The sequence below is a fragment of the Mesorhizobium sp. Root102 genome, assembly GCF_001425625.1.
Classification (GTDB): domain Bacteria; phylum Pseudomonadota; class Alphaproteobacteria; order Rhizobiales; family Rhizobiaceae; genus Mesorhizobium.
Genome location: NZ_LMCP01000005.1, coordinates 67,538 through 79,214 on the forward strand (window position 1 = coordinate 67,538; position 11,677 = coordinate 79,214).

The window sequence follows — 11,677 nt, forward strand, 5'->3', positions numbered from 1 at the left end:
GAACGATTCCCACAACGGCCGTGGGTCATCGCACGGCCACCTCCCGACATAAGATACACTAAATATATATCTTAATATTCGACATTACAAGGAATCTTGGAATGTCGCGCGGAAGCTGACGGCGCGGCCCGCATGCCGACGAACGAGCGGACGGGCATCGAAGCGGCAAGATGCCTAGGCGGTCACGACCCACTGCAAGATTGTTTGTACAGCCGAAAGGCCGGGATCTTCTGATTTGCGCATCAGCGTTAGAAGCTGGAACCAGAGATCATCGTCGGCTTCGTCGAGAAACGTCCGCACGGCTCCAGCTGAAAAGTCCCCGACGGACATCGATGCTTGTGCTGCGCGTTCAGCGACCTTTGTGGCGAGTTCGGGATGGAGAGTCGACAGGACACTGGCGACCACCTCTGGCTGGTCCAGCGCGGCGATCAAATCCCCAAGCATATTACACCCGCGCTTGGTTCACTCTGTGCCTTAGCCAACATAAGAATACAGGCCCTCAAGTTGCGTGACGCTGCCCCCGCCCCTGAATCCCCCTGCGCTCGCCTGCAGTGGCCAGTCGCTGACATCCTGTCGCGTATCGGCATGTCGGGTCAGGCTAACCTGATGACGAAGATCATGGCGACGACGATAAGTATAAGGCCGTCGACAAGCATGGGGCAACAGCGAGCTTTCGTGTCGCGCTTGCTGCCTTTCGTCCTGAGCGGACCTGTTCATGGGATCGCTTTCAGTGGCTCGACCGTTGTCCACTCTCCGGCAAAGGCGCGATAGTCCCTCTACGGCTCGTCCCAACGCACCTGTTTGCTCAACCGATGCAGAAGCGCGTTGAACTTCTGCCATTGCCTCGCGTCGATGTCCCGCAGTTGGGCACACGCCCGACCGGCAAGGCGGCAGGCGGTATCTGTATGTCCGGCCTTTGCCAGTAATTCAAGGCTGGCGACCAGGATATCCGCCATGCCTTCGATCCGATCCGCCTGTTGCACCATGCTGGCCTCCGTGAACTTGATCAAGGCAGTCCGAACGTCGCTCACCACTCGCCATCATCGCCAATGCCGAGGTGCCGCTTGGCTTCGATGCTCATCTTCTGTGGCGACCAGGGCGGCTCATAGGTCAGGGTAACGTCGACGAATTCGACGCCTGGAACGCTCCAGGCGGCGTCACGGGCCCCCTCCTGCATGTAGTTGGTGGCCGGGCAACCGCGTGTCGTTGTGGTCATCACGATGTTGACGACACCGCCGTCGTTGACCAGGACAGCGTACACAAGCCCCAGGTCAACGATGTTGTAGCCGAGTTCCGGATCGATCACGAGGCGAAGCGCCTCCTTGACCTTCTCGTCGTTAAGCCGCGGTTCTGCTCCAACGGTCATGTCACGGTCCCTGCCGCAGCGCCGCCCACGCAAAGTCCGGGGGCGGCTTGTCGGGTTGCGATGCCTGTCTCACGCCGCCTTCGAGAGGCGACCGATCTCGACGCGCCAGACCGGCCCCCTCTCGAGATAGGTCCAGGAGAATTGGTGCGGATGTTCTGCCTCCAGCTGGTAGTAGAGGGGCTTGGGATCATGATCGTTGACGAGGATGAACTTCCCGCCGGGCGCAAGCTGATCGACAAGCTCGAAGATCTTCTGGTGCCTCTGCATCGGCACCAGGCTGCGGACATCTATTTCGTTCGTTTCTGCTTCTGTCGTAAGTGCCATTGAATCGTTCCTTCGATTTCAGTGAGGAGCGGCGGATCCAATCTTGACCCAGGTCGCCGCCGTGCCGAGGCAAATTGCGCTGCACCGACGGTCATCGATAATCGATGCATAAAGATACATTGTCAATGTATGTTTTAGCGCTCCTGGCAGAAACTCCGAAAATTGCCCGCCTTGCAAAAGATACCTCCGCGGCGCATCTTTCTGGTGTTTTATCGCCGAGATGGCGCATTGGGTTTGGCAAGAGGGCTTTGGATGAGACTGACAGATTTCTCGGACTACTCGCTGCGGTTGCTTATGTACGCCGCGGCCAGGGCCGGGCAGCTGGTCACTATCGAGGAAACCGCTCAGGTCTATGGAATTTCGCGCGCGCACCTCATGAAGGTGGCCAACCAACTGACCCGCGCCGGGTTCCTGAGGGCGGTGCGCGGTCGCTCTGGCGGCCTCGCGCTCGCCAGGCCGCCAGCGCAAATCCGATTGAGCGACGTATTGCGCGCGACCGAGCCCGACTTTGCGCTGGTCGAATGCTTCCGAAGCGAAAACAACTGCCTGATCACCCCGCGTTGTCGCCTGCGCGGTATGCTGAAGGAGGCGCTCGCCGCCTTCTCCGGGACGCTTGACCGCTACACCTTGGCCGACCTTCTGCTCAGTCCCGAAGACTTCGGCATCCAGCCGGCGGCCTAAGGGGGCGACGCCCCCGCTTCACCTGGTCGCAGCGTTTTCCCTTGCTGGGTCATATTCAAAAAGATACATTTACGATATATCTTTTATCCAGCCTGATGGTGATCACCTTGCCAGCCACTTTCATCGGTCACACGTTGCGTACCCTTCAAGGATTCTTGCCAGCGTTGACGCGCCCGGACCTCACCTGCGGCCTGTCACGCCAGGAGCGGCTCGGCCTGATCTTCTCAGCGATCGAACAATGTGGCGCCGACTGCCCGCCCTGCGCAATTTGGGCGCTGGAGCAGGACAGGTCGTAGGCAGTGATGGATATTGAACTAGCCGAAAGGAGATTGCCATGCTGAGCAATTCGCACGATTTCGTCCAGCCCGCGGATACAGCGGACCGCGCTTATCTCGAATCCTTGGTTCGCGCGGATTATGACGGGAGCCATCCTGGTGAAACTTTCGACGACATGAAGCGCCGCATGTCCTTTTCCAGGGAGGATCAAGGCCTCTACCGCGATTGGATAGCCCTTGCCGTGGCTCGCGCCGAGACCGCGCGCGCGGCAAGACCGAGCCCGGTTGCCGCCTGAGGATTTCGCATGGCCTATGTCGTCACCGACAATTGCATCAAATGCAAATACATGGACTGCGTCGAAGTGTGTCCTGTGGACTGCTTCTACGAGGGCGATAACATGCTCGTCATACATCCCGACGAGTGCATCGACTGCGGCGTCTGCGTCCCCGAATGTCCAGCGGAAGCAATCTTCCCGGATACCGACCCATCCGCCACTCCGGCCTGGCTCGCGCTCAATCACAAATATGCGTCGTCCTGGCCCAACATAACGCGCAAAAAAATACCGCCGGCCGATGGGGAAGCCTGGGACGGGATGCCCGGAAAGTTCGACGCACATTTCAGCGCCAAACCCGGTGAGGGCGACTGATTTGGTGCCCTTCCCTGACAATGGCCGCGGACGATGCGGGCAAATGAAACTCGGCCGACCGCTCGGGCAGTGGCAGCCGGAATGGCCCGCAGCTTCGATTTCTGTACTCGCCACGGCGTCGCCACTCTCTCGATGGCGGGCACAACTGCTCCGCAGCATCGCCTTCCCAGATGCAAGACATTTGGCATTTCGCAAAGAAGCCGGGCGGGAGATCCACGAGTGTCCGATGCTTCAACGGAGGCGAGGAAGGTCGTGAAATTGTCTGTTTTGCAAAAATATGGTGAGGCGCGCCTGCCGCGCTATACCAGCTACCCACCCTCGCCGGAGTTCTCACCTTCGGTCGACGTTGACACCTATGCAAACTGGCTGTCGCACCTGCCGCGAGGCGCTCCAGCCTCCCTCTACCTGCATATCCCATTCTGCCGCTCGATGTGCTGGTATTGCGGCTGCCACACAACCGTCACGGCCAAAGATCAGCCCATCGTCGAATATCTGAACCTGCTTCGCAACGAGATTCACATGGTCGCCGCGCAGGCGGCGCAGCCACTTCATGTCGACAGGGTACACTTCGGCGGCGGTACCCCCACCATCGTCACGCCAGCGGATTTCGTAGCATTGACGGATCTTCTTCGCGATCGCTTCGTTTTGGCCGAGACCGCCGAAATCGCGGTCGAGATCGATCCGCGCACGCTCACGATCGAGATGGCGGGCGCGTTGGGTGGCGCGGGCGTCGGCCGCGCCAGCCTGGGCGTACAGAGCTTCGACCCGGTGGTCCAGAGAGCGGTGAACCGCATCCAAAGCGAGAAGACAACAGTGGAGGCGGTCGACCGCCTGCGCCAGTCCGGCGTAGGCAGCATCAATTTCGACCTGATCTACGGCCTGCCTCACCAGACGGTCCGATCCTGCATCGACACGGCCAAAACCGCAGCCGCCATGCGGCCTGACCGGCTTGCAGTTTTCGGCTACGCCCATGTGCCGTCGTTCAACAAGCACCAGCGCATGATCGAGGAAGCGACACTGCCTGACAGCCTCGCTCGCATGGAGCAGGCACTTGCCATAGCCGGTACGCTCGTTGGCGCTGGCTACGTCCAGGTCGGGCTGGATCATTTTGCGCTGCCCAACGACGATCTCGTGCGGTCGCAGGCTACGGGAAAACTGCGGCGCAACTTCCAGGGTTACACCACCGACAATTGCGAAACGCTGGTCGGCTTCGGCGCCTCGGCCATCGGTCACACCCGTCACGGCTATGTCCAGAACCAGGTCGGCCTCGGCTTCTATGCCGGTTCGATCGCTTCCGGGCGGCTGGCGACCGCCAGGGGCTACCGGCTAACCGACGAGGACCGCCTGCGCGCGGAGATCATCGAGCGTCTGATGTGCGACTTCACGGTCGACGTGCAGGAGATTTGCATCCGGCATGGATTTGATCCGGCCAGGTTGCTCACCGACAACCAAAGGCTTGCCGAACTCGCCGATGACGGCATCATCTACGTCGCCGAAGGCATCGTCCGGGTACCGCGTGATCATCGGTTCCTGGTCCGCGCCGCCGCGGCTGCCTTCGACGCCTATCTCCATCGGTCGAGCCGAGGCCACAGTCAGGCTGCCTGAGCGGTGGCAATCTAAGGCGAGAATCCGGAGCGTGAGGGAGGCCAAGCGCATTGGCGCTGGCCGCTACCACCATTCGGCGATATCCGCCCAGCCGGAGTGGGACAGATCGAGATGTCCGCCGTGTTCAATGCCGCCAACCGGGCAATTGGGCCTGCTTTCCGATCGCCTCCTCATGCCCTGATACGAGTCCATCCACCTTCATGCGACAGGGTATGGACCTCCACGCCGGCATTGCCGTGGACGGAGGCCGCGATCGCGGCCGCGTCCATCAGGTTGAAGGCGGTTGACAGCGCATCCGCCAACGCCGCCTGCCCGGCCACCACGGTGACGCTGGCATGGCGCTGTGGCGTCGCGCCGCTGCGTGGATCGATGATGTGGCTGAACCTCCCCTCCGCGTCGAAGCGGAAGCCGAACGGGCTCGACGTGGCAACCGCGCGATCCTCCACTTCAAGTATCTTGAGGATTTGGGCCGAATCGAGCGGGTCGGAGACGCCAACACGCCACGGCCGGTCGCCCGGAGCAGAACCGATAGCGCGGCTTTCGCCCATGTTCACCATCGAGCGCTCGATGCCGCCGGCCTTCAGCAGATCCACCACCCTGTCGGTGACATAGCCTTGGGCGATGCCGTTAAGCGTCAATGCCGCACCCGGCTCCGACAGTTCTATCCGGTCGGGTGAGCAGGTGACATTTTCAAGGCCGACGCAGCCGAGACATTCACGCACAAGCTGCCTCGAAGGTCCGGCTTCGGAGGCGCCGGGCGTCGAGAAATGGCGTCGATAGGCTTCCCACAGCGGCTGCACCGTCGGATCGAAGGCGCCGCCGGTGAGCAACCAAACATCACGGCACTGCTGAAGTATGTCCACCAACTCTCGCGGCGGCGCGATGAGAAAGCGCTGATGGTTTAGGTGCGTCAGATCTGAATCGTCCAAGTACAGGCTGAAGATACGCTCCAGTCGCCGCACCTCCGCGACCACGTCGTTGATCAGCGTCAGTGCCAAGGCGCGATCGGGATGATGGATGACGATCGAGGCCTGCGCCCCCATCGCCTCGCCCTGCCAAGTCACTGCCGTTGGGGCTGCCTTACCATGCGGTGGCAGTAGCGCCATGCCGACCGTAGCGGCACTGATGGCAATCATGCGACGTCTGGTCATCGTTCCGGAAATCATGTCAATCGACCTCCCTGGCAGACTGCTTAGACGTATCGCCGCCGCTGGCCTGCCCGTCCAATATGTAGTCGCGCGGAACAGCGTCGAAGCCGATTACCTTGCCGCCGTGGTCCCCAGCGAAGGTCTTCGCCGCCGCCTCCGTCGAGAAGGGCACGGCTTCGGCCGCTCCCATGCCGCCTTTGCGATCGCTGCCGACGACGAAGAAGGCCTTGCGAGCGTCAACCCAGTTGTCCGCACCGGGCTGCTCCCAGCTTGCCGCCTTGGCCATGTCGGAAACATAAATAGCCCTTATGTCCTTGGGCTCCTCCGGCAACATGGTGAAGGCGATCGTGTCGCGCGCCGAGGAGAACCAGATCGGCTCGTCGTATCGGGCGAGGATGACCTGCCCCTTCGGGCCCGCATGTTCGAGGATGTTCATGCCGCAATAGCGGCCCATCGCCTCCTCCGTCATGGCGAAGGGAGGCGGAGGCGCCTCTGGCGTGCGCTGACAGGCGCCGAGCACGAGCAGGCTTGCGAGCAGACCTATCTTCAGATGTCGCTTCACAGTTCCCTCCGTGAGAAGGCGAGTGCGGCAAGCGCCATCGGCCCGGCGACCCATGCCGCGAGCGCCGCGATCAGCGCCAGGGGCGCCAATGCGACGCTCTGCACGCTCCCGGCCATGCCCGAGGCAGCGGCGATCTCGTTCGAGCCGGAGAGATTGAGGATGCGGTAGGCATCGGTAGGATTGAACAGGAGCAGGGCATTCAGCGCGCCGCCGCTGACGTGGTGGCCCTGGTCGGCGACCAGAATCCCCAGCAGAGCCATGTCGTAGATCACCACGAAGACCAGCCATATGCCAATGGCAATGCCGGCGGCTGTGCCGCGGTCGCGCGCCAGCGCACTGACCAGATAACCGATCGCCACGAAGACGGCGCCCAGCAGCACCGACGACGCGGTCATTGTCGCGAACGCCGTCCAGCTTTCGCCGCCAATCCCCTTGTCCGTTGCCGCCAGCGCCAGTGCGGCAAGCCCGTAGCCGACGCAGGTGGCGAAGGCCAGTATCCCGAGATGGCCCAGGAACTTGCCGAGCAGCACCTGACGGCGACGGACCGGATAGGAAAGCAGCAGCGTCATGGTGCCGCGCTCAATCTCTCCGACGATGGCATCGTGGGAAATGAGCAGCGCAATCAGCGGCACGACGAAGATCGTCAGGCTGGCGAGGCTGATCACCACGACATCCAGCGCGCCGGCGCCGACCGTGCCGGCAGGCGCACTGCCGAGGAAGACGAGCGTCAGCGCCAGAGCTGCCAGAAGCCCCGTCGCGGCGATCACCCAGCGGTTGCGCAGGCCTTCGCGCAACTCCTTGGCCGAGAGCAGCAGGATGGTCTTCATTGGGATGCCCTCCCCGCGAGGAAATGTGCATAGAGTTCATCGAGGCCGGGTGGCACCATGTCGAGATCCTCGAAGGGGGCGCCCTCGCCCGCGGCGCGGCGGAGGAAGGCAGCCTTGTACTCAGGCGTGGCGTCGATCTCGACGATGTGACCGTTGATCTGCCTGAGGCCTTTCGGCTCTCCCATCCATTCCCTCAGCCGCCGCGCGCCGCCCTCGCCAGACGTCAGGCGGATCCTCGTCGGCAGTCGTGCGATACGGCGCAATTCGTCAAGCGAGCCGTCGGCGATCTTTCGGCCTTCGTCCAGGATAACAACTCGGCCGGCATTGCCTTCCAGCTCGTTCAGCGCATGGGAAGACAGAAGCACGGTCGTGCCTGCCGCCTGCATCTCGCGCACGATCCCATAGAACTGCTGGCGCAGTTCAGGATCGAGCCCGGTGGTCGGCTCGTCCAGCAAAAGCACCGCCGGCTTGCCGATCATCGCCTGCGCCAGTCCCAGCCGCTGGCGCATTCCCTTGGAATACGTGCCGATGCGTCGGTCGGCGGCGTGGGCAAGGCCGATTCGCTCCAGCAGCGCATCAGCCTCCTTTGGCCGGCGGCCCTTGAGTTGGACATAGAAGCGCAGCGTTTCGCGACCCGTGAGGACCGGATTGAAGGAGACGTTTTCGGGAAGATAGCCGAGACGACGGCGAACAGTCACGTCTCCGTCGGCCGGGTCCTGCCCGAGCACGGAGACCGAGCCGGAAGTGGGCCGCGCAAGCCCGAGCATGAGCTTGATGAGCGTGGTCTTGCCAGCGCCGTTGTGGCCCACGAGGGCGACTACCTCGCCTGCGTCGGCCGAAAAGGAGACACCATCCACCGCCTTGACTGAACCATAGTGCCGGGCGACCGCGTCCAGTTCGATGTTGAAGCTCATGGCTTTCCCCTTTTCTCGATGCCGTCGGGATACATGAGCGGATGGCTGTCCATCACGCCGCCGGGAAACACTCCCGGGAAGCGCGCCTGCGCCCAGCGGATCACCTGCACGGCCGGGCTGTTGACCAGCACCTTCGCCGCCGGCGTCTGCCACAGAACCCTGTCGATCATGTCGTTCGGCCGGTAGGGCTTGTCGGCAACCCCGTCGCCGTCAAGGTCGAAGGCCGGGTTGTCGCTCCAGTAGTTGCCACGGCCGCCGCTCGACCAATCGAGCGAGCGGGTCCCGACATATTTGACCTGATTGCGGTTGCGCACGAAGGCGTTGCCGGTCATGGCGTTGCCCTCGGAACCCGCCGTAAAGTGCACGCCGATCTCGCAACCCTCGAAGAGGTTGCCACTGAAGCGGTTCTTGTTGGCATTGTAGATGAAGACACATTTTTCCGGGCCTATGCGCATGCCCGAGGGCGTAGCGAGGACTGGCGCCGCACCATCGCCGGCTGGCAGGTCCTGATCCGCGACGAAGCGTTGCCCGTTGCTTGTCCAGCGGCCGGCCGGCTGCGGGCCGCCGCGCACGACATTGCCGCTGATCTCGGAACCATTGGCGTAATTGAGCAGGAGGCCGTTGTCGCGATCGCCGTCGGACACATTGCCGGTGACCTTCAGGCCGTTGGAATACATGATTGCATAGCCGACGATGTTGCCGGTCGATACGTTGTCGGCGATCACGCTGTCGTTGGTGTACATGTAGTGGACGCCGAAACGGAGGTTGGCGAAGGCGTTGCCCTTGAATTCGTTGTTCCTGCTGGCGTTGGCGAAGATGCCGTCGCGGCCGAAGCGGATGTCATTGCCGATGACCTTCGCCCCCGGCGCGTTCCACACCGAGACCCCGCTGCCGGACCGGCTGATTCGCCCCTCGCGCAGGCCCTCGATGCGATTGTTGCGCGCCACAGAGTCGCGCGCCCCGTGCAGATAGATGCCGTAAAGGTTGCCGACGACCGAATTGTTCTCAATCTGGGCGCGCGTCGCGGTCTCGGTGGCGAACACGCCCGCATCCATGGCGTCGAGGTCCATGCCGGAGCCTTCGATCTCAAGACCACGCACAGCCGCATCGGGCGCCAGCAGCGTAACGACGCTGCCCTGTCCGTTGCCCTTGAGCGACGCGCCCGGGTCGCCCTGCAACGTCAGCGGTTTGGCGATGATGACCGGCCCGCGATGCTCGCCCGGCGCAAGACGCAGCACGTCGCCGGGCGCGGCGGCGTCCACCGCCGCCTGCATGGGCGCAGCACCAGCAGGCACGGCAATCTCGGCCGCGGTGGCCGCGCAGCCGGGAATGGCGGCTAGAAACGCCGCCATTCCCATCACTGCCAGGTTCACGACGCGGAACATGTCCTAGGCGCCTTGTGGCTCTACGAACATGCGGCCCTGCATCTCCATGTGCATGGCGTGGCAGAACCACGAGCAGTAGTACCAGTAGACGCCGGGCTTGCTTGCCTTGAACGTCACCGATGCCGTGGCTTGGGGGGCCACCTCCATGTTGATGCCGTAGTTGACGATGGCGAAGCCGTGGGTGAGGTCCTCCACCTCGTCGATGTTGGTAACGTAGACCGTGACCTCGTCGCCCTGCTTGACGCTGAAGCTCTCCAGCCCGAAGGCCGGCGCCGAGGACGTCATGTAGACGCGCACCTTGTTGCCGTCGCGGATCACCTCGCTGTCCACCATCAGGTCAATGCCGTCGGCCTTCGCCTGCTTGACCGCATCCTCGAAGAACGGATCGGCTCGGTCCCAGATGCTGATCGGGTTGATCTTCGAGCGGTGGACGAGGGTCGCGTCGTGCGGCTCGGCGAAGCTCGGGCTGTCATGCACCAGCACCATCTGGTCACCGGAAATGTCAATGAGCTGGTCATTCTCCGGCTTCAGCGGGCCGACGTTGAGGTAACGGTCCTTGGAGAACTTGTTCAGCGAGATCAGCCACTTGCCGTCCGCCTCCTTGGTCTGGCCCATGGAGGTATGGTTGTGGCCGGGCTGATAGTGAACGTCGAGCTTCTGGCGGATCGGGTCGACTTTCTCGCCAGCGAATGAGCGCTTGGCGTCCTCGATGCTCCACTTGCAGATCTGGCTGTCGATGAACAGCGTGGTGTAGGCGTTGCCCCGACCATCATAGGCCGTGTGCAACGGCCCGAGCCCCAGTTCCGGCTCGGCCACCACCGTGTCGCGCGGCTTGATCTTGTCGTCGAAAAGGTCATCGAACTTGCGCACGTCGAACACCGTCACCGTTGGCGACAGCTTGCCGTTGGCCACCACATGGATGCCGTCCGGCGCGGTGTTGATGCCGTGCGGGCTGTTCGCCACCGGCACGTAGCGGGTGTAGGGCGAGCCGTGTCGCCCGTCGATGACCGGCACCCCTCCCATTTCCTTGTAGTCCCCGCTCTTCACCGCGTCCTCGATGCGCTTCAGGTTGAAGATCACGATCCAGTCCTGCTCCTTCGCCATCGTCTGCTCGAGGTTGACGCCCTCCTCGGAATTGTAACAGGTGGAGAAGGCGTACTTGCCCTGGTAGTCGGCGTCGACATTGTCGAGATTGCCGTCCACCATCACCTGCCAGGCGACCTTCATCGTCTCACCGTCCACGGCACTGAAAATGGAATGGTACTGCTTGCTGTCATCCAGGATCTTGCCGTCATTGGGGATCGGCACGCGGTCCTCGCCATTGCAGAACACGTAGCCGGTCTTGGGATATTTCTGCACGCGCAAGCCGTGCACCGTATGCTGGTTCGGCAGCTGGATGATCTTGTCACACTTCATCACGTCGAGTCGGATGCGGGCGACGCGCGTGTTGGCCTTGTCGTTGACGAACAAGTAGCGGCCGTCGTAGGTCCCATCCGTTTGGGAGGGGTGGGGGTGGTGCAGATCGCCATTGAGGTAGATGCCGCCGCGGTCCTTCAGGAATTCAACAGTCTCCGGCAGCAGACCCTCGGTCAGGATCTTGCGGCTCTCGTTGGTCAGGCCCCAGCCGGTGGCGCTGCAGCGGTTGAAGACAGGGATGCGCATCATCTCGCGCATCGAGGGCGCGCCCATGATGCGGACCTCGCCCGTCTGGCCGCTGGAGAAGAAAACGTAGTACTCATCCAACTCGCCGGGCTTGACCTCGAATTCCTGCCCGCCCTTCTCGCTGGCTGCCGCCCGTGAAACCACGCCTCCGTTCAGCGCCAGTCCACCGCCTACGCCGGCAGCCCCCGCCGCGGCTATCGCCGCCGTCGTACCCAGCAATTGGCGCCTGCTCAGGATCGTCTTCCTGTCCTGGTCTTCCTGCGACATGTCCTTCTCCTTTT

The 11,677-nt window shown here is 62.6% G+C and carries 14 protein-coding genes; 4 read left to right on the forward strand and 10 right to left on the reverse strand.

The window, feature by feature from the left end; translation table 11 throughout:
- Positions 1 to 174: 174 nt before the first annotated feature.
- The 4 genes from ASD12_RS06880 to ASD12_RS06895 form a co-directional block, all read right to left on the reverse strand.
- The gene (locus ASD12_RS06880) at positions 175 to 444 is read right to left on the reverse strand and encodes a hypothetical protein (RefSeq protein ID WP_056583229.1); all 270 of its coding nucleotides are present in this window, start codon (positions 442 to 444) and stop codon (positions 175 to 177) included.
- Positions 445 to 776: 332 nt separating this feature from the next.
- Positions 777 to 986, reverse strand: a complete 210-nt coding sequence (locus tag ASD12_RS06885; protein ID WP_156398544.1) for a hypothetical protein — start codon at positions 984 to 986, stop codon at positions 777 to 779.
- A gap of 41 nt (positions 987 to 1,027) precedes the next feature.
- Complete coding sequence (locus ASD12_RS06890) at positions 1,028 to 1,366, reverse strand: metal-sulfur cluster assembly factor (protein ID WP_056583233.1); 339 nt, start codon at positions 1,364 to 1,366, stop codon at positions 1,028 to 1,030.
- Positions 1,367 to 1,435: 69 nt separating this feature from the next.
- Entirely contained in the window at positions 1,436 to 1,690 is a 255-nt protein-coding gene (locus tag ASD12_RS06895) for a DUF2249 domain-containing protein (RefSeq protein ID WP_056583234.1), read from the reverse strand.
- 252 nt (positions 1,691 to 1,942) lie between these two features.
- Here ASD12_RS06895 and ASD12_RS06900 point away from each other — a divergent pair, with 252 nt between their 5' ends.
- From ASD12_RS06900 to hemN, 4 genes are all read left to right on the forward strand, one after another.
- The gene (locus ASD12_RS06900; RefSeq protein WP_056583236.1) at positions 1,943 to 2,371 is read left to right on the forward strand and encodes an Rrf2 family transcriptional regulator; all 429 of its coding nucleotides are present in this window, start codon (positions 1,943 to 1,945) and stop codon (positions 2,369 to 2,371) included.
- A gap of 334 nt (positions 2,372 to 2,705) precedes the next feature.
- Positions 2,706 to 2,942: a hypothetical protein gene (locus tag ASD12_RS06910; RefSeq protein ID WP_056583240.1), complete on the forward strand. Its 237-nt coding sequence runs from the start codon at positions 2,706 to 2,708 to the stop codon at positions 2,940 to 2,942.
- 9 nt (positions 2,943 to 2,951) lie between these two features.
- A complete protein-coding gene (gene fdxA / locus ASD12_RS06915; protein ID WP_056583241.1) occupies positions 2,952 to 3,293 on the forward strand; it encodes a ferredoxin FdxA in 342 nt (113 codons plus the stop codon).
- Between the two features lie 252 nt (positions 3,294 to 3,545).
- On the forward strand, positions 3,546 to 4,898 hold the full coding sequence (gene hemN / locus ASD12_RS06920) for an oxygen-independent coproporphyrinogen III oxidase (RefSeq protein WP_056583416.1): 1,353 nt from the start codon (positions 3,546 to 3,548) through the stop codon (positions 4,896 to 4,898).
- A 170-nt stretch (positions 4,899 to 5,068) separates the two neighbouring features.
- On the opposite strand, the gene ASD12_RS06925 is transcribed toward hemN, so the two are convergent.
- The 6 genes from ASD12_RS06925 to nosZ are packed head-to-tail and all read right to left on the reverse strand — an operon-like array spanning position 5,069 to position 11,663.
- Positions 5,069 to 6,064 carry an FAD:protein FMN transferase gene (locus ASD12_RS06925; protein WP_056583243.1) on the reverse strand — a complete coding sequence of 332 codons (996 nt, stop codon included), beginning with the start codon at positions 6,062 to 6,064 and terminating at the stop codon, positions 5,069 to 5,071.
- Between the two features lies 1 nt (position 6,065).
- A complete protein-coding gene (locus ASD12_RS06930; protein WP_244482773.1) occupies positions 6,066 to 6,584 on the reverse strand; it encodes a nitrous oxide reductase accessory protein NosL in 519 nt (172 codons plus the stop codon).
- A gap of 20 nt (positions 6,585 to 6,604) precedes the next feature.
- Positions 6,605 to 7,435, reverse strand: a complete 831-nt coding sequence (locus tag ASD12_RS06935; protein ID WP_056583247.1) for an ABC transporter permease — start codon at positions 7,433 to 7,435, stop codon at positions 6,605 to 6,607.
- Positions 7,432 to 8,349 carry an ABC transporter ATP-binding protein gene (locus ASD12_RS06940; RefSeq protein ID WP_056583249.1) on the reverse strand — a complete coding sequence of 306 codons (918 nt, stop codon included), beginning with the start codon at positions 8,347 to 8,349 and terminating at the stop codon, positions 7,432 to 7,434. Before ASD12_RS06940 ends, ASD12_RS06935 begins: the two co-directional genes overlap by 4 nt.
- The gene (locus tag ASD12_RS06945) at positions 8,346 to 9,734 is read right to left on the reverse strand and encodes a nitrous oxide reductase family maturation protein NosD (RefSeq protein ID WP_056583251.1); all 1,389 of its coding nucleotides are present in this window, start codon (positions 9,732 to 9,734) and stop codon (positions 8,346 to 8,348) included. The genes ASD12_RS06940 and ASD12_RS06945 overlap by 4 nt, the downstream gene beginning before the upstream one ends.
- A 3-nt stretch (positions 9,735 to 9,737) precedes the next feature.
- Complete coding sequence (gene nosZ / locus ASD12_RS06950) at positions 9,738 to 11,663, reverse strand: TAT-dependent nitrous-oxide reductase (RefSeq protein ID WP_056583253.1); 1,926 nt, start codon at positions 11,661 to 11,663, stop codon at positions 9,738 to 9,740.
- Positions 11,664 to 11,677 lie beyond the last annotated feature (14 nt).